The sequence below is a fragment of the Micromonospora costi genome (assembly GCF_003626655.1).
In the GTDB taxonomy this organism is placed as follows: Bacteria; Actinomycetota; Actinomycetes; order Mycobacteriales; family Micromonosporaceae; genus Micromonospora; species Micromonospora costi.
In genome coordinates, this window is sequence record NZ_RBAN01000004.1 from 466814 (window position 1) to 484746 (window position 17933).

At 72.3% G+C, this 17933-nt stretch carries 13 protein-coding genes and 1 pseudogene; 6 read left to right on the plus strand and 8 right to left on the minus strand.

Annotation, left to right across the window (positions count from 1 at the left end; all coding sequences use genetic code 11):
* Positions 1 to 33 precede the first annotated feature (33 nt).
* Positions 34 to 2862, minus strand: coding sequence for a M36 family metallopeptidase (locus tag D7193_RS23955; RefSeq protein ID WP_241563353.1), 2829 nt, complete (start codon positions 2860 to 2862; stop codon positions 34 to 36).
* Between the two features lie 345 nt (positions 2863 to 3207).
* Between D7193_RS23955 and D7193_RS23960 the strand changes: the two are divergent.
* Positions 3208 to 4443, plus strand: a pseudogene (locus tag D7193_RS23960) (serine hydrolase domain-containing protein); the annotation flags it as partial.
* A gap of 195 nt (positions 4444 to 4638) precedes the next feature.
* Here D7193_RS23960 and D7193_RS23965 read toward each other — a convergent pair.
* The 5 genes from D7193_RS23965 to D7193_RS23980 form a co-directional block, all read right to left on the minus strand.
* The gene (locus tag D7193_RS23965; protein WP_120781778.1) at positions 4639 to 5961 is read right to left on the minus strand and encodes a hypothetical protein; all 1323 of its coding nucleotides are present in this window, start codon (positions 5959 to 5961) and stop codon (positions 4639 to 4641) included.
* A gap of 12 nt (positions 5962 to 5973) precedes the next feature.
* Positions 5974 to 7500: an alkaline phosphatase D family protein gene (locus D7193_RS23970; protein WP_120781779.1), complete on the minus strand. Its 1527-nt coding sequence runs from the start codon at positions 7498 to 7500 to the stop codon at positions 5974 to 5976.
* Positions 7501 to 7707: 207 nt separating this feature from the next.
* Positions 7708 to 9939, minus strand: coding sequence for a catalase/peroxidase HPI (gene katG / locus D7193_RS23975; protein ID WP_120781780.1), 2232 nt, complete (start codon positions 9937 to 9939; stop codon positions 7708 to 7710).
* Between the two features lie 51 nt (positions 9940 to 9990).
* On the minus strand, positions 9991 to 10149 hold the full coding sequence (locus D7193_RS33520) for a hypothetical protein (RefSeq protein WP_158674844.1): 159 nt from the start codon (positions 10147 to 10149) through the stop codon (positions 9991 to 9993).
* Between the two features lie 132 nt (positions 10150 to 10281).
* Positions 10282 to 10773 (minus strand): MarR family winged helix-turn-helix transcriptional regulator, encoded by a 492-nt coding sequence (locus D7193_RS23980; protein WP_120781781.1) that lies wholly within the window; start codon positions 10771 to 10773, stop codon positions 10282 to 10284.
* A 159-nt stretch (positions 10774 to 10932) separates the two neighbouring features.
* On the opposite strand from D7193_RS23980, the gene D7193_RS23985 reads away from it, so the two are divergent.
* From D7193_RS23985 to D7193_RS23995, 3 genes are read left to right on the plus strand one after another with little or no spacing between them, the layout of a single operon-like run.
* The gene (locus tag D7193_RS23985) at positions 10933 to 11241 is read left to right on the plus strand and encodes a hypothetical protein (RefSeq protein ID WP_206611957.1); all 309 of its coding nucleotides are present in this window, start codon (positions 10933 to 10935) and stop codon (positions 11239 to 11241) included.
* Positions 11234 to 12265 carry an LLM class flavin-dependent oxidoreductase gene (locus D7193_RS23990; RefSeq protein ID WP_120781782.1) on the plus strand — a complete coding sequence of 344 codons (1032 nt, stop codon included), beginning with the start codon at positions 11234 to 11236 and terminating at the stop codon, positions 12263 to 12265. Before D7193_RS23985 ends, D7193_RS23990 begins: the two co-directional genes overlap by 8 nt.
* Before the next feature lie 40 nt (positions 12266 to 12305).
* Positions 12306 to 13016: an NADPH-dependent F420 reductase gene (locus D7193_RS23995; protein ID WP_120782190.1), complete on the plus strand. Its 711-nt coding sequence runs from the start codon at positions 12306 to 12308 to the stop codon at positions 13014 to 13016.
* A gap of 71 nt (positions 13017 to 13087) precedes the next feature.
* Here D7193_RS23995 and D7193_RS24000 read toward each other — a convergent pair whose 3' ends face one another.
* The gene (locus D7193_RS24000; RefSeq protein ID WP_158674845.1) at positions 13088 to 14938 is read right to left on the minus strand and encodes a CocE/NonD family hydrolase; all 1851 of its coding nucleotides are present in this window, start codon (positions 14936 to 14938) and stop codon (positions 13088 to 13090) included.
* 263 nt (positions 14939 to 15201) lie between these two features.
* Between D7193_RS24000 and D7193_RS24005 the strand changes: the two genes are divergently transcribed.
* Both D7193_RS24005 and D7193_RS24010 read left to right on the plus strand, forming a co-directional pair.
* The gene (locus D7193_RS24005; RefSeq protein WP_120781784.1) at positions 15202 to 16128 is read left to right on the plus strand and encodes an acetamidase/formamidase family protein; all 927 of its coding nucleotides are present in this window, start codon (positions 15202 to 15204) and stop codon (positions 16126 to 16128) included.
* Between the two features lie 142 nt (positions 16129 to 16270).
* Entirely contained in the window at positions 16271 to 17167 is an 897-nt protein-coding gene (locus tag D7193_RS24010; protein WP_120781785.1) for a thioredoxin family protein, read from the plus strand.
* 123 nt (positions 17168 to 17290) lie between these two features.
* Here D7193_RS24010 and D7193_RS24015 read toward each other — a convergent pair whose 3' ends face one another.
* Positions 17291 to 17848, minus strand: coding sequence for a dihydrofolate reductase family protein (locus tag D7193_RS24015; protein WP_120781786.1), 558 nt, complete (start codon positions 17846 to 17848; stop codon positions 17291 to 17293).
* Positions 17849 to 17933: the final 85 nt, after the last annotated feature.

Sequence of the window (17933 nt, forward strand, 5' to 3'; positions counted from 1 at the left end):
CGGACGCTCCCTCCGGACTCCCAGGGCCCGCGGTCAGGCGGTGAACTGGAAGTAGGCGCGGTACTGGAAACCGTCGTCCAGGGTGAGGACGAACTCGCGGCAGGTGCCGGCCCAGGCGGGGTCGGTCTTCCACGGGTAGTTGTACCGGCCCTGGGCGTTCACCGACATCGTCGATCCACCCGGGTTGCTCGCGGCGACCGGAAGGGGTCGCGGCGTGGTGGCGCCGTCCGGACCGACGGTCCGGAGGGTCTCACAGTCGACCAGCCGGGAGTAGGGCGAGCCGCTGGCGAGGATGTCCAGGCCCCGGTTGCCCGCGAGCTGGAACTTCATCGGCACGGCGTCACCGGCGGAGACGGTGTTGAGGGCGGGTTGCGCCGCCTGGCCGATGAAGTCGGCGCGGCAGGACGGGTGGGTGTCGAACGCCTCGGTGTTGTCGTTGCGCCCGGTGGTGCCCTGCACCGCGCTGTAGCCGAGGCCCCGGCGGGCGAAGGAGGCCCACAGGACGCATGCGTTCTCGCCCCCGGTCAGCGCGGCGTCGGCGGCGATGATGGCGTTGCGGCCGGTGACGAAACCGGGGCCGCAGCCCTGCATCTTGAGGCCGTCGATGACGAGCTGGAGGGCGAGGTTGTTGCCGCCCGTGTTCCACGACTCGTAAACGTTGGGGTTGAACCCGTGCCGGTCGACGAGGTTCCAGGTCATGTCATACAGGACGGAGGCCCAGCCGTGGCCGATGCCGTGCGGGGCGGCCAGTGAGGTGCCGTCCAGCCAGCCACCGGTCTTGATGCTGTCGTACGTGAAGGGCTGGATCTCCATGTTCCGGGAGTACGGCCGCGGCCGGATCCCCGGGCCCACCCGGCTGTCCTGGAACAGCGCGTACTGGCCGTAGCCGCGGGCCTGCTCCGGGTCGTCGATCGCGGGGTTGAGCAGGGAGACGATCGCGAGGAAGTCGCTCCACCCCTCGCCCATCTGCTCCTCACCGGTGAGGCAGTTGACGGTCGGGCCGCCGGTCAGCCGGTTGGAGACCCCGTGCCCGTACTCGTGGAAGATCGTCTCCGACCGGAACGAGGCGTCCCGCATCGCCGGCCGGGTGGGGTTGCGGTGGACGCGGCCCGCGGCCGGCAGACCCCCCTTGATGGTGGCCCCGTCGGCCTGGCTCACCATGACCGCGGGGATGCCGACGGCCGGGCTCATGGAGCCGTTCATGACCACCGGCGCGCCCGCCGCGTTGTTGACGACCACCACGGCGGCGGCGCCCGCCGCCTCGGCGTTGACCACCTGGGTGTGGTAGTTGCAGCCGCTGGTCCGGTCGAGCACGGCGATGGCGCCGGCGGGCAGGCTGTAGGCGGTGCAGCCGTCACCGGCCGCCCCGACGCCGTCGTCGACCGCCACCACCTGACCGGCGAAGCCGGCGGTGGTCGGGGCCGGGGTGAACCGTGCGTACTCCGCCTCGTAGGTGCCGGCGGCGGAACCCGCGCCGATCGTCACGGCGTTCGGCAGGCCGAACTGGTTGCCCGGCCAGAGGAACATCTGCATCCGCGGGCGGCCACCGTCCATGGCCGGCGTGGAGAAGTTCGCGTTGTTCTGGCCGGAGCCGTCGTGCGCCTCGCACTGCACGTCGTCACCGCCGGCGCCGCCGCGGCCGTAGTTGTTGACCTGGAAGTTGCCGGACGCCTCGTCGAAGCCGTACCGGTAGGTCAGGTCGTGGACCATGTTGCACCAGTAGAACTGGTTCACCACGGCGGCCTGCGCGTACGTCTGCGGGTGCTCGTTGAGGTCCGCCGGGAAGTTGAAGCTGAGACCCGCTCCCCCGTCGGACGGGCTGCCCGGGTCGATCTGGTTGTTGGCGTCCCGGTCGGTGTAGGCGTGCGCGTTGTTGCCCCTCGTGGTGGTGTACTCGGCGCCGGGAACGCCGTCGGTGTCGTGCCACCCGTACGGCGACGCGCTCCCGTCCGCCGGGTTCGTGACGACGGTGCGCGGCCCGTCGTTCGGGTCCCCCTTCGGGAATTCGAAGACGGTGTAGCTCGACCCGTCGTCGACCGGGTTCGGCGGGCGGACCCGGGCGGCGGGGACGCTCTCGGTGGCGACGGTCGTGGCCGGGGCCTCACGGCGGCCCAGGGTGCCGGCCAGATCCTCCGGGCTGTCCTGGTGCGTCCAGTCGTCGGCGCCGAGTAGCTCGCCGGTCTCGGCGTCGACCGTGGCGTTCCACAGGTGCACGTCGGAGGAGTCGTCGATCACCATCTGCCAGGCCAGGCGCAGCCCGTCCGCCGTGGGCTGCCAGCCCAGCTTCGCCGGGATGGGCTGGTCGGAGATGCCGCTGCCGGAGACAACCGTACGCTGCGCCGCGCCGCCGCTTCGGCTCATCACCCGGGCGCCGGACGGCTCGGCCAGGTCGAGGGCGTCGGCGGCGGCGCGGACCGCCTCGACGGCGTCGAGCGAGGTCTCTCCGCCGGCGGCGGACAGCCCGGGGACCAGGGAGTCCCCCACGAAGACCACGCTGCCGTCACGGGCGACGTTGACGGTCGCGACGGCGCCGAAGACCTCCAGGCCCTTGTGGCGCTGGGCGAGGTTGACGTGGGTGACGCCGTTGTGGCGGCTCGTGCTGCTGGAGGCCACCGCGAGGTCCGCGAGGTCCGTGGCCGCGACACCGTACTCGGCGGGATGGGCCCGCAGGTAGTCGACGGCGATCTGGTCCGGCGCGCCGTCGGCGGGACCGGTGAGGAACGTCGGTTTCGGCGGCTCCGGTGGATCGGCCTCGGCCCAGGCGGGTGTCGCGGTCACCGTGGTCAGCGACGCGACAAGCGTCGTGGCCAGCAGTAACGCGGCGTTACGCCGACTGCGGGACGGTCGGAAGTGTGGGGGCACCGCTGCTCCCTTCGGGGGTTGACAAGACAGCTCCGAGCGCGGCTCGTTCACGGCCGCGGCAGCGGCCCGCCGCCCTGGTTCCGCGGCGCCCGCCCCGGCGATCACGCTTGGTGATCACTCCGGCACGAGGTGAAGTGCATCGACGCTACGGCGCTACCCGCGACCGATCATCCGACGAGTGGAGAAATTTATCGATGGATTGTCCTACGCCTGTCGCGGTCGGTGACGGTGGCCCGATGTGGACGCTCCGTGTCGAGGGCCGAACAGCGCGGACGGCATGGACGACCGGGGGAAATACGCGCACACCGATGGAGGCGCCGGGCCGGTCCTGCCATCATGACGGCCATGCCCGTCACTCGTCGTACCCTGCTCGGCGCCGGCCTCGCCGCCACCGCCGCACTCGGCGGCTGCGCCGCACACCGCGCCACCGGCTCGGCCGCCACGGCCGTCGCCAGTCCGCGGGCGGACGGACCGGGCCGGGTGACCGAGGCGTTCGGCAGCCGGCCGACCCGACCGACCAGGCCCCCGAGCGTCCCGCCCCCGCAGGCGTCCTACGCCGCCGAGGTCACCGCGGTCCTGCGGCGCTGGCTGCCGGCTACCTCCGGCACGTTCCAGCACTCCGGCTACCCCGGCGCCGTCGCCCTCGTGACGGTCGGCGGCCGGACCACGGTGCACACCGCCGTCGGCGAGGCCCTGCGCTACGGCGCCGGCCCCACGCTCCTGCCGGCCGACCGGCGCGTGGCCATGCGTCCCGACTCGATCTTCGACCTCGCCTCGATCACCAAGGTCTACACGTCGATCCTGCTGCTCCAGCAGGTGGACAAGGGCCGGGTACGCCTCGACGCCCGGGTGCGCGACTACCTGCCCGGCTTCACCGGCACCGGCAAGGACCGGGTGACCGTCGAGATGCTGCTCACCCACACCAGCGGCCTCCCCGTCGGCGCCACGGTGACGGGCCTGCCCGACGACGCGGCCCGCTGGAAGGCGGTACTCGCCACGCCGCTGGTCTCCGGCGCCACACCGGGGACCACGTTCCGCTACTCCAGCGTCGGTCTCATGGTCGCCGGCAAGATCGTCGAGCAGGTGACCGGTCAACGTCTCGACCGGGCCCTGAAGACCAACCTCACCGGCCCGCTGGGCCTCTGGGACACCGGCTTCAACCCGAAGACCTGGCCGTCGGGCAACGAGAAGGACGTCCGCCTCGTCGCCACCGACGCCCGGTCCTCCCGCGGACTGCTGCGCGGCACCGTCCACGACGACGTCGCCAACCACCTCGGCGGGATCGCCGGCCACGCCGGCATCTTCGCCACCGCTGCGGACCTCGCGGTGATCGGCCAGCTCCTGCTCAACGGTGGCGCCTACCGGGGCACCCGGATCCTCGCCGAGGCGACCGTCAAGCGGATGCTCACGAACGCCAACGCCGGCAAACCGGCGATCGACCCCGAGCGTCCGAACCGCACCTCGGCGCACGGCCTCGGCGTCGTCCTCGACCAGCCGTGGTTCATGGGCGGGCTCTCCTCCCCCCGCACCTTCGGCCACACCGGGTTCGCCGGCCCGTCGCTCCTGGTCGACCCCGACCGCCGGCTGGTGCTCGGCCTGCTCACCAACCGCGCCCACCCGAACTGGAGCTGGGCGGACCCCGACCCACGCGCGTCGCCGTCGCCGACGCACTCGCCCGCAACGTGGGCTGAACCCAGCCGGCAGCGAAACACGCAGACGAGGACGCGACGGCCCCGCCGGACGATCCGGCGGGGCCGCGCGATCCGATCCGGTCGCTCAGCGCGCGGCGGCCGCCCGCGCCTTGATACGGCGCAGCTCCTCCGCGCTCACCAGCCAGGTGGAGTTCGTCGCGCCCAGGCCGAGGAGCACCTGGTCGAAGGTGTTCCCGTCGTTGTCGTCGGTGTAGCAGACGCTCACCTCGCCCCACGGGGACGCGGCGACGGCCATCTGGTCCTGCCGGCCCGTGGTGGTCTGGCTCAGCGTCTGGGCCGCCAGCCGGCCGGCGGTGGTCCCGTCGGGGTTCAGGCCCCGGGCCCACACGTCGGGGTTGGCGCCGCCGACCGTCCACCCCACCACCACGTTGTCCTGGTCGTCGATGGCGACGGCGGGAACGCTGGCGCCCGCGCCGGTGGAGACCTCGACCTCGCCGTGGCGGGGGGTGCCGGCGGCCGTGAACGACCGTTCCCAGATACCGCGGGTGCCCGTGTGGTCGGACTCCCAGGCGACGGTGAAGTCGCCGGCGGCGTTCGCCGCCACCGCGGCGCGCTGCTGCTGCCCGCCGCTCTGGGAGTTGGCGGTACGCCGCGGCAGCACGACCGCGCCGTTCGCGCGCGCCAGGCGGGTCAGCCCGACGTTGTACGCGCCGTTCGCGTCGGCGTCCTCGTCCCAGACCACCAGTGCCTCGCCGGAGGCGGACACCGCCACGTCGGGCCGGTGGTGCGCCCCCGTCGTCTGCGAGGCCGTCACCTCGTACGCCTTGGTGGCGGGGGCCGTGAAGCCGGCGGCCTTCACGGTGGCGGGGGTGGTGCCCTGCACGTCTTCCCAGACCACGGTGAACCCGACAGCGGCGGTGGTGGGCGCGCCGTCGGGGTCCACGGCCACCTTCGGCCAGATCTGCTGGCCCGCGGCGCTGGCGTTGGCCTGGCCGGAGCCGAGCACCGCGCCGGTGGGCGACACCACCCGGTACTGGATGTTGTAGACGCCGTTGCCGTCGCCGTCCCCGGCCCACACCACCACGGCGTTGCCCCGGTCGTCGAGGCCCACGTCGGGGCTGATGTGGCGCCATGCGACTCCGCTGGTGCCTCCGCCGGAGAGCTTCACCTCGTAGGCGGACACGCCGTCGCGGAACAGGCGCAGGTAGATCTCGCTGTGGGTGTCGTCGCCGGGGGCCGTGGCGTCCCGGTCGTCCTCCCACACCACGGCGACGTGGCCGTTGCGGTTCATGGCGACGGCGGGCACGTCCTGGTCGCCCGTGGCGACGCTGTTGGCCGTGGTCCAGGTGACCGCGGCGGCGGTCACCGCCACCGGCCCGGCGGGGGCGAGCCCCAGCACGCCCGGGAGCAGGGTCGAGGCGGCGAGCAGTGCGCTCAATGAGGTCATGGTGGTCTCCTCCTACACGGCCTGCAGGCCGGGGCGGCCGTCGAGGATCACGAACGAGCGCACCGTCGATGCCGCGGCGCCGTGCTCGGTCACCGTGTTCACGGCGCGGAAGTCCGCGCGGACCTGGCTTCGGCCGATCGTGGTACGCACGTAGCCACGGCGGTCCGAGTGGAACTTCAGGTGCGGGTTCGTGGCCACGTTCGGGATGGTGGTGCTGCCGCTGCCGTTGCCGCCGGAGGTGATGGAGGTGCAGACCAGCTCGGTGCCGATGGTGGCGGAGGCGGGGTTGGCGTAGTCGGCCTTGAGCTCGTTGGCCCACGACTTGTGCACGTCGCCGGTGAGCACCAGCGGGTTGCGGACGCCCCGCTGCTGCCAGCCGGTCTGGATCCGGCTGCGCGACGCGCGGTAGCCGTCCCAGGCGTCCATGCTCGCCGCCCCGTTCGCGTCGAACTGCCGGGCGAAGAAGACCTGCTGGCCGATGACGTCCCAGGTGCCGTAGTGCTGCGCGAGCCCGTCGAGGAGCCAGGCCTCCTGGGCCGCGCCGGTGAGCGAGCGCGAGGCCAGGTCGGCGTCGGCGCAGACCTTCCAGCCGTCGCCGCACGCCTGGTCGTCGCGGAACTGGCGGGTGTCGAGCATGTGGAAGGTGGCGAGCTGACCCCACCGGATGCGGCGGTACAGCGGGATGCTGTTGCCGTTCGGCGTGGAGGCCGGCCGCAGCGGCATGTTCTCGTAGTAGGCCTTGTACGCGGCGGTGCGCCGGGCGGTCCACTGGGCGGCGGTCAGCGCGGGGCTGCTGTCGGCGCGGACCATGTTGGCGTAGTTGTTCTCCACCTCGTGGTCGTCGGGCACCACGAGCCAGGGCGCCGCCGCGTGAGCCGTCTGCAGGTCCGGGTCGGACTTGTAGAGGGCGTACCGGCGGCGGTAGTCGGCCAGCGACACGATCTCGCTGCCGACGTGCTGGCGTACCGCGGAGGTGTTGACGCCGCCCTCGTAGATGTAGTCGCCGAGGTGCAGGATCAGGCCCGGGTTGTCCTCGGCCATGCGGCGGTAGGCGGTGTAGTAGCCGGTCTCGTAGTGGGCGCAGGAGGCGAAGGCCATCACCAGGTCACGGCCGAACGTACCGGGCGCCGGGGCGGTGCGCGTCCGGCCGACCGGCGAGATGTGGCCCTGCGCCCGGAACCGGTAGTAGTAGTCGGAGTCGGCGGCGAGCCCGCCCGCGACGACGTGCACCGAGTGCGCGTCGGCGTAGCGCGCGACCACCGACCCGGAGGCGACCAGCGAGGAGAAGGTCTGACTGGTCGACACCTGCCACTCGACGGTCACGTCCGCGTCGGCCATGCCGCCCTGCCCGTCGGCGTTGAGCGGGGACGGCGCCAGCCGCGTCCAGAGGACCACGCTGTCGGGCGCCGGGTCTCCGGACGCCACACCGAGTTTGAAGGGGTACGGCACCGCGGCCCGGGCGTTCTGCCAGGGAACCAGCGCGGCGCCGGCGGCGGACAGTCCACCGAGGACGAAGATGCGACGGCTCAGCCTTGTCATGGCCGATACTTTCGGGACCGTCGATGAACGGCGGACGGTGGCGCGCGTAATCCGAAGTGACACCATGGCGTCCGCACCAAGGCGGTCAGGTGTCCTGGCCCGCGGCCGTCGGGGCGTCCCACCGTCCCGGCTCCCCCGACGGCGGACCGCGCCAGCGTTGGCGGCCGGGACCGTCCGGGCCGGCCTCGGCCGGCCCGGACGTCACCATCAGGCCAGGTCGAACCGGCCCAGGTTCATGACCTTGACCCACGCCGCGACGAAGTCGGCGACGAACGCCTCCCGGGCGTCGTCGCTGGCGTAGACCTCGGCGATCGCCCGCAGCTCGGAGTTCGAGCCGAAGACCAGGTCGGCGCGGCTGCCGGTCCACCGGACCTCCCCGGTGGCGAGGTCACGACCCTCGAAGGTGGTCGCGTCCTCGGACGTCGCCGTCCACACCGTGCCCATGTCGAGCAGGTTGACGAAGAAGTCGTTGGTCAGCGCACCGGGCGTCGTGGTGAGGACGCCCAGCGGCGACTGCCGGTGGTTGGCGCCCAGGACGCGGAGACCGCCGACGAGGACCGTCATCTCGGGTGCGCTCAGGGTCAGCAGGTTCGCCCTGTCGAGGAGCAGGTACTCGGCCGGCAGGCGGTGGCCCTTGCCGAGGTAGTTGCGGAAGCCGTCCGCGGTCGGCTCCATCGCCTCGAACGACTCCACGTCGGTCTGCTCCTGCGACGCGTCCGTCCGTCCCGGCGTGAAGGGAACCTCGACGACGAAGCCGGCGTTGCGGGCGGCCTGCTCGACGCCGACACCGCCGGCGAGCACGATCAGGTCGGCCAGTGAGATCTTCTTCCCGCCGGTCTGGGCGGCGTTGAACGTCTCCTGGACGCCCTCCAGGGTGCGCAGCACCCGTGCCAGCTCGTCGGGGTCGTTGACCTCCCAGCTGTTCTGCGGGGCGAGGCGGACGCGGGCCCCGTTGGCGCCGCCGCGCTTGTCGCCGCCGCGGTACGTCGAGGCCGACGCCCAGGCGGTGGAGACCAGCTGGGGCACCGTCAGGCCGGAGGCGAGGATGTCGGCCTTGAGGGCGGCCACGTCCTCGGCGTCGACCAGCTCGTGGTCCACCGCGGGGACGGGGTCCTGCCAGATCAGCGTCTCGGCGGGGACCTCCGGGCCGAGGTAGCGCTGGATCGGGCCCATGTCGCGGTGGGTCAGCTTGAACCACGCCCGGGCGAACGCCTCCGCGAACTCGTCCGGGTTCTCCATGAAGCGCCGCGAGATCTGCTCGTAGACCGGGTCGAAGCGGAGCGCGAGGTCGGTCGTCAGCATGCCCGGTGCGTGCCGCTTCGAGGCGTCGTGGGCGTCGGGGACGGTTCCCGCGGCGGCGCCGTTCTTGGGCTTCCACTGGTGCGCGCCCGCCGGGCTCTCGGTCAGCTCCCACTCGTAGCCGAAGAGGTTCCAGAAGAAGTTGCTCGTCCACCTCGTGGGCGTGGTGGTCCAGGTGATCTCCAGGCCACTGGTGATCGTGTCCGCGCCCTTGCCGGTGCCGAAGCTGTTCTTCCAGCCGAGGCCCTGCTCCTCGATCGGGGCGCCCTCCGGCTCGGGGCCGACGTGGTCGGCGGGGCCCGCGCCGTGGGTCTTGCCGAACGTGTGACCGCCGGCGATCAGCGCGACGGTCTCCTCGTCGTTCATCCCCATGCGGCGGAACGTCTCGCGGATGTCGCGCGCCGACGCGACCGGGTCCGGGTTGCCGTTGGGCCCCTCGGGGTTGACGTAGATGAGGCCCATCTGGACCGCGGCGAGCGGGTTCTCCAGCTCCCGGTCGCCGGTGTACCGCTCGTCGCCGAGCCAGGTGGTCTCCGGGCCCCAGTAGACGTCCTCGTCGGGCTCCCAGACGTCGACACGGCCGCCGGCGAAGCCGAAGGTCGTGAAGCCCATCGACTCCAGCGCCACGTTGCCGGCGAGGATCATGAGGTCGGCCCAGGAGAGGCTCTTGCCGTACTTCTTCTTGACCGGCCACAGCAGGCGGCGGGCCTTGTCGAGGTTGCCGTTGTCCGGCCAGCTGTTGAGCGGGGCGAACCGCTGCTGTCCGGCGCCGGCGCCGCCACGACCATCGCTGATGCGGTAGGTGCCGGCGCTGTGCCACGCCATCCGGATCATGAACGGGCCGTAGTGGCCGAAGTCGGCGGGCCACCACTCCTGCGAGGTCGTGAGGACCTCGGCGATGTCCCGCTTCACGGCGGCGAGGTCGAGGGTCGAGAACGCCGCGGCGTAGTCGAACTCCTCGCCGAGAGGGTTGGCCACGGCGGGGTTCTTGGCCAGGATCTTCAGGTTGAGCCGGTTCGGCCACCAGCCGCGGTTGCCGCCGCCCTGGGTCGGGTGGGGCGCGCGCCCGTGCGCGACGGGGCAGCGGGACTCGGCGCCCGCCTCCGCGTCGTGGACGACGGCGTCGTGGTGCTCGGACATGGGGTTCTCGGACAACGGATTCCTTCTGTGGTGAGGGCGGAACGGGGCGGCTCAGCGGTTGCCGGCACTGCGGCGGTCGGAGCCGGGATCCCGGTGGACGACCCCGGCTCCGCCGATGGCGAAGCCGCTGTCGTCGCCCGCTGCCCGGGGACGGATCACCCGCGACGCGTTGCGGCGCGGCATCTGTGGGACGTCCAGGGTCGTGGGCACGGCGGGAAGTCTTGCCCGTTTTCTGGAACGAGTCAAGATTGTGGGCTGAACGTCACGTGGACGCTGACCGACGCCCGTGCGACGCCGGCATCCCGCGCCGGTCGTCCCGGAGGCACCCGCCGGGTGTCGGCCTCAGGGCCTTCGCTCGGCGTCGAGGTGCGCGTGGAGCGCGGCGGCGATCTCGCCCGCCGCGCGGACCTGGTCCTGCGTGAGGGCGTCGACGAAGAGCTCCCGAATGGCCCGCAGGTGCGGGACCGTGGAGGCCCGGAAGGACTCGGTGCCGGCCGGCGTGAGGTGGACCTCCGCCCCCCGGGGATCGGTCGCGCACTCCTGGCGGCGGATCAGGCCGCGCCGCTCCATCCGCCCCAGGTGGTGGGAGAGCCTGCTGCGCTCCCAGCCGACGTGCGTGGCGAGTTCGGACGAGCGCATCTGCTGGTCCGGCGCCTCGGTGAGGGCGAGCAGGACGGCGTAGTCGCCCGGCGAGAGCCCGGACGCGGCCTGGAGGCGCGATGCGATCCGGGACCGGAGCAGCTCGGTCGTTTCGATGAAGTCTCGCCAGGCGCGCAGTTCGTCGGCGGTGGGCAGCTGGCGTCCACTCCGCCGCTCGGGTGTGGCCTTCGTCATCATCCTCTCCCGATTGACATGTCAATTAGCAAGCTAGCATGTTTGACATGTCAATAACTCGGGCGTTCCTGTCTCCGCGCGCTCGGCCAGGCCGGGCATCCCGTACAACCGATCGGGCAACACTCGCTCGGCCTCGTCGCCGATACTGACGAGGAGGCCGTGGAGACCTGGCGGCGGTACAGGCAACCGGTCGTGGCGCGGCTCGCCGAGGAGCGCGGGTTCGACAAGCCGGACCGCCAGCGCTACGAGGCCGACTCGACCACGGGGCCGCTGTTCGTCGGGTCACCCGAGACGGTGGCGCGGAAGATCGCCACGGTGGCCCGGGACCTGCGGCTGAGCCGCTTCGACCTCACGTACGACATCATGCACCTGCCCCGGGAGGCGCGGGCACGGACGATCGAGCTGCTGGGCAGCGAGGTCGCGCCGCGCGTCCGGGATCTGTTGGCGAAGGAGCCCACCCATGTCTGAACTCGTGTTCGGCCTCGACACCTTCGGCGACGTGCCGGAGGACGACTCGGGCCGGCCCCTGTCGCACGCCGCGGCGATCCGGCAGGTCCTCGACGAGGCGGTGCTGGCGGACGAGATCGGCGTCGACGTCATCGCCCTGGGCGAGCACCACCGCCCGGAGTACTCGGTGTCGACGCCCGAGACCGTTCTGGCGGGGATCGCCACCCGCACCTCGCGCATCCGGCTCGCCTCCGGCGTGACCGTGCTGAGTTCCGACGACCCGGTCCGGGTGTTCCAGCGGTTCGCGACGGTGGACGCGCTGTCCCACGGCCGGGCGGAGGTGATCCTCGGCCGCGGCTCGTTCACCGAGTCCTTCCCGCTGTTCGGCTACGACCTGAGCGACTACGACGTGCTGTTCGAGGAGAAGATCGAGCTGTTCGCGAAGTTGCTGGAGGAGAAGCCGGTCACCTGGAGCGGCACCAAGCGTGCCCCGCTCACCGACGCCGACGTCTTCCCGAAGACGGAGTCGGGTCGCCTCTCGACCTGGGTGGGCGTCGGCGGCTCGCCGCAGTCGGTGGTGCGTACCGCCCGCTACGGCTTCCCGCTGATGCTCGCCATCATCGGGGGCTCCCCCGAGCGCTTCGCGCCGTACGTCGAGCTGTACCGGCGGGCGGCCGCGCAGTTCGGCACGACCGCGTACCCGGTCGGGATGCACTCGCCCGGCTTCGTCGCGGACACCGACGAGGAGGCCAGGGAGGTGTTCTGGCCGCACTACCGGGTCATGCGGAACCGCATCGGCGCGCTGCGCGGCTGGCCGCCCATCCGCCGGGAGGAGTTCGACGCCGAGGTGGCGCACGGTTCCCTCTACATCGGCTCACCGGAGACCGTGGCGCGGCGCATGGCCGACGCGATCCGCAGTCTCGGCGTCGGCCGGTTCGACCTCATCTACACCGCCGGCGCGCAGCCGGTCAGCGCCCGGATGCGGGCCGTGGAGCTGTACGGCACGCGGGTGGTCCCGCTGGTCCGTGACATGCTGGCCGGTTGACCGTGCCGTCGACCCCGCCGACGACACCCGGAAGGACGCCATGAACGACAGCGCCCGCAACGGGCCGCAGACCCTCGGCATCCTCGGCGCCGGCAAGGTGGGCACCGTGCTCGCCCGGCTCGCCCTCGCCGCCGGTTACCGGGTGCTCGTCGCCGGCTCCGGCGACCCCGAGCGGATCGCCCTCACCACCGAGGTGCTGACGCCCGGAGCGGTCGCCACCACGGCGGCCGACGCCGCGGCCGGCGCCGACATCGTCATCCTCGCCCTCCCGCTGGGCAAGTACCGCAGCATCCCCGCCGACGCGCTGCGCGGCAAGCTCGTCGTCGACGCCATGAACTACTGGTGGGAGGTCGACGGCATCCGCGACGACCTCACCGACCCGCGCACCTCGTCGAGCGAGACGGTGCGGGCGTTCCTGCCCGCGTCCCGCGTGGTCAAGGCGTTCAACCACATGGGATACCACGATCTCGAGGACGGGGCGAGACCGGCGGGCGCGGCCGGCCGCAAGGCCATCGCGATCGCCGGCGACGACCCCGCCGACCTGGCCACCGTCGCGTCGCTCGTCGACCGGCTCGGCTTCGACCCGGTCGTCGCCGGTCCCCTCGCCGAGGGCGTACGCCTCGAACCGGGCAGCGAGCTGTTCGGCGCGAACGTCAGCGCCGAGGAGGTACGCGCCATGCTGGACCGGTTCCCCGACTCGGAGCGCGGGCGGGTCGTCGCACGGGCCCGTGGGAACCCGGAGGCGGCCTGACGCGCCAGCGGGCGGACGGCCCCGCACCCAGCTGAGGCCAGGGTGCGGGGCCGCCCGCCGGATCGCCCGGGTCAGAGGCCCAGGGCGTCCCTGCCCCCGACGACGGGAAGCGTCAGGGTGCTGCCGTTCAGCTGGACGGTGACCTGGCTGCCCACCGCCGCGGCGTCACGCGCCGGGCGGTTCGACGACGGGTTGGCGTTGTAGTTGCCGGTGATGACGAGCCCGATCCGGTGCCCGGCCGGGATGATGTGCTCGGTCGGGAGGGTCTTCCACCGGACGTTGTACTGCTGGCCCGGCGTCAGGGCCTCGCTGCGCCGGAGGTCGGGCGAGTTCTTGACGTCGATGTGGCCCCAGGCCAGGACCCGCTCTGGCGTGATCTCGACGGTCGCCTCCATCGGCTCGGCGCACCCGGTTCCGCTGGCCAGGTCCGCGGGCTCGCAGGACTCCTGGACCACCTCCAGCGGCTCCTTGCCCGCCACGGTGACGGTGGGTCCCGCGCCGTAGTCGACGAGGAGGGCCGACAGCAGGGCCGTCCCGGCAGTCGTCGACATCCGGACCGCCAGCTCCGGCGTGCCGGACAGGCGTACGTCCGCCGCGAGCGGCGGCGTCACGTAGGCGAGCCGGCCCGGCTTGGCCTGCTCGGCGTTACCGATCTTGACGGCCTGCGACTCGACCTGGTCGACGAAGCTCTGCGCGGGGTTGCCGTTCGGCGCGTCGGCCGACAGCGTGCCCGCCGCGTCGGCCGTGGCCGGACCGAAGCTCAGGTCCACGTCCTTGGCGGCGGCGTCCGGCCACGTCGAGTGGGTCTCCCAGCTGCCGTCGGGGCGCTGGATGTCGGCCATCGGCTCGTCCATGATGCCGTTGGGGATGTCGTACAGCCAGTAGTCCATCCACCGGTGCATGACGGCCTGCCACTCGGTGAGCCGGAAGCTGGTCGGGTTCACGTGGGCGCCGCGGTGGATCCAGATCTTGCGCGGCATCTGTCGCTTCTCGACCTCACGCCACAGGTCGGCGAAGTGCATGGTCTTGACGTTGTAGTCGGTGAGACCGTGCACCATGAACACCGACGTGCCGGCGGTCTTGATCTTGTTGGCGTCCGGCAGGTAGCTGCGCTCCTGCCAGAACGGCGTGAAGTCGGAGTCGCTGGCCTCCTCGGCGTCGCCGAGCCCGGTGATGACCGACTCGCAGGCCGGCGCCGACGCCGCGCCCGGGAGCGTCCGGCCCACGGAGACGTAGTCGGCGAGGTACTCGGTGTACCGGAAGTCGACGTTCTCGCTCCAGGTCGACCAGGGGACCCCCTGGTCGTTCACGTACCGGTACCAGCTGGAGATCGCGGAGATGGGCACCACGGTCCGCAGGCCCGGCACGCCCTGGGTGGCCACCGCGTTGGGCAGGGTGCCGACGTACGACACGCCCTGCATCCCCACGTTGCCGCTGCTCCAGTCGGCGACCGCCGCGCTGCCGTCGTGGTGGAAGCCCGGCGCGCGGCCGTTGAGCCAGTCGACGACGGCCTTGATGCTGATGGTGTCCTCGGGTCCGCCGGTGGTGGGGCAGCCGAAGGACCGTCCGGTGCCCTGCATCTCCACCTGGACGACCGCGTAGCCCCGGGGGACGAAGTACTCGTCCCACCAGCCGGGGAAGCCGCGGGTCCGGTCCGGCAGGGGATCGCCGGGGTCCCGGCCGAAGTACGGGCTGGCCTCCATGATGGTGGGCACCCGCATGCCCGTCTCGGTCTCGGCCGGCCGGATCACGTCGACCTCGACCAGGTCCCGACGGCCGTCGCCGTCGCTGTCCATCGGCGCCTCGACGTAGACGACCTCCTGGACGGCGTCGCCGTACGAGAAGACCGGTTGTGTCACTCCATTCTCGATCACGATCCCGGGGGCGTCGGCGGCGGCGCTCGCCACCGCGGGCGCGCTCATGATCACCATCCCCACGACCGTTCCGACGGCTGTCAATCGCCGTGCAAAACCCATGTCCCTACCTCCGTCAGCTCCAGAGACACATGGTCGATACAGCGTCATCTATGCCGCTCACGCAAATCAATGACCATCCGTAGCGAAGAGGATCTGCTCCGCTACGACAGATGTCGTGTCCTGTCGTGTCGTGCCGGCGCCGGTGTGACGGGGCCCCGCGGGCCGCCACGCCCCTGTCCCGGCCCGGTGCCGGCAACTAGCCTGCGCAGATGCGACACACCCTCACGCCCGGCGACCGGACCCTGCACGGCCACTTCTCCCCCGACGTCCCACCGGTGCTCACCATCGATCCCGGCGACACCGTCACCTACCGCACCCTGGACTGCTGGTGGTCCGCCGGCCCGTACCCCGGCGGGCAGAACCGGGACCGGCCGCGGGCCCCGCAGTACCAGCCGGACCACGGACACGCGCTGATCGGCCCCGTCGCCGTCCGCGGCGCCCGCGCCGGCCAGACCCTCGAGGTACGCATCGACGCGGTCGTCCCCGGCGCCTGGGGCACCACCGTTGCCGGCGGCTGGCCGAGCGTCTTCAACGAGCGGTACGGCGTCGAGAAGGACGGGGTGGTGCTCGCCTGGGAGCTGGACCCGGTGGCGATGATCGGCCGCAACCAGCACGGGCGGAGCGTCGCCCTGCGCCCGTTCATGGGCGTGCTCGGCATGCCGCCGGCCGAGCCGGGACGGCACTCGACGGTGCCACCCCGGCGCTGGGGCGGGAACCTGGACTGCAAGGACCTGACCGCCGGCAGCACCCTGCTGCTGCCCATCCCGGTGGACGGGGCGCTGTTCTCGGTGGGCGACGGGCACGCGGCGCAGGGCGACGGTGAGGTCGGCGGCACCGCGATCGAGTGCCCCATGGACGAGGTCAGCCTCACCTTCGACGTACGGGACGACTTCCCGGTCACCGGGCCGGTGGCCCGCACCGCGGACGCCTGGCTGACGCTCGGCGTCGGCGCGACCCTCGACGAGGCCACGTTCATGGCGCTGGACTCGATGCTGACCCTGATGCAGCGCTTGCACGGGGTCGAGCGGGCGGACGCCGTGGCGCTGGCCAGCGTCGCGGTCGACGTCCGCGTGACGCAGATCGTCAACCAGACCGTCGGCGCGCACGCCGTGCTCCGCGACGGCGCGCTGCGCTGAGGCGACCCGGCGGGCGGCGTCCCGGGGTGGCCGCCGCCCGCCGGGGCGAAGTCCGCGTTCGGGCTCGCCGGCCCGCGGGCGCGGCTTAGGCTGACCGCGTGGTACGTCCGTCCGAGCCCCGGGCCGGCCTCCGGTCGCCGAGATGATCGACGAGGCCGCGCGGATCCCCGCGTTCGATGTCCAGCGGTGGGTGAACTCGCCGCCGCTCACGCCCGAGGCGCTGCGCGGCCGGGTGGTCCTGGTGGACGTCTGGGAGTACACCTGCGTCAACTGGATCCGCACCGCCGCGTACGTCCGCGCCTGGCACCGCGACTACGCGGCCCACGGCCTGACCGTCATCGGCCTGCACGCGCCGGAGTTCGCGTTCGGCAAGCAGGCCGAGAACATCGACCAGGGCATCCGCGACCACGGGCTCACCTACCCGATCGCGCTCGACAACGACTTCCAGGTGTGGGAGGCCCTCGGCAACATCGCGTGGCCGGCGCGCTACCTCTTCGACGCGGGTGGCCGGTACGTCGCCCGGTGGATCGGGGAGGGCGACTACGACCGCACCGAGGCCGAGATCCGGGGCCTCCTCCTCGCCCGGATGCCCGACGTGGAGCTGCCTTCGGTCACCCCCGAGGCGACGGCGTTCGTCACGACCGAGCAACCCTCGTACGCGGACGTGACCGAGGAGACGTACATCGGTACGGACCGGCGGGTGCCGGGCGCCGTCACGGTGACCGGCGACTGGCGGGAACGCGGTGACCACGTCGAACTCGCCAGCGGCACGGGCACGATCGCGCTGCCGTTCAACGCCGGCGAGGTGAACCTCGTCGCCCAGCCGGGACCCTCCGGGCACGCCGCGGTCGGCGTACTGCTCGACGGGCATCCGGTGCGCGCGGAACGCGGCGCCGACGTGGACCCGGAGGGCGTGGCGCACGTCGACCGGGCGGCCATGCTGCGACTCGTGGCCGGGGCGTCACGCGACGACCACCTGCTGACCCTGGTCGCCGACGACCCCGGCTTCCGCGCGTACGTCTTCACGTTCGGCCCCTAGGGCGAAGCGCATCGACCTCGTAGGAGCCGTTCGGGCCGATGCTGCGCCGCCGGCGGCCCTGCACGGCGAGCGCAAGGAGGACGCCGCGCTGCCGGTGAGCCGTCGGCGATGGACTCCTGTGATTCAGCGCGCGCGGCGGTACTGCATGGCCACCGCGCCGTTGCGAAGCGGTTCCGCTGAGAGCAGCTCGAGCTGGCGCGTGCCGGGCAGCCCGCCCTGGTGCAGCGTCGGGCCGTGGCCGGCGATCCTGGGATGGACGAGCATCTTGTACTCGTCGATCAGGTCCAGCCGGTCGAGCTCGGTCGCGAGCTTGCCGCTTCCGAGGAGGACCCCGGCCGGGGTCGCGTCCTTGAGCTTCTGCACGCCCTCGCGCAGATCACCGGCGATGTGGTGGCTGTTGGCCCACGGGAAGTCCTTGCGCGTCGACGACACCACGTACTTGGGTTTGGCCTCCAGCTTGACCGCCCACTCGCGCATGGCCGGCGGCGCCTCCACGTCGCCGCGGGCGACGGCCGGCCAGTAGCTCTCCATCATCTCGTAGGTGACGCGACCCCACAGCATTGCCCCGCCCTCGTCCATGAGACGGGTGAAGAAGGCGTGCGTCTCGTCATCGGCGATCCCTTCCTGGTGGTCGACGCAACCGTCCAGGGTGAGGTTGAGGCTGAAGATGAGCGCTCCCATGGCCGGCGAGTGTAACGCCACTACGGCGTCGGCCCTGGGCCGCTGCGCCGGCACCAGCATCCGCCGGGCCGACCGCCGCATACCG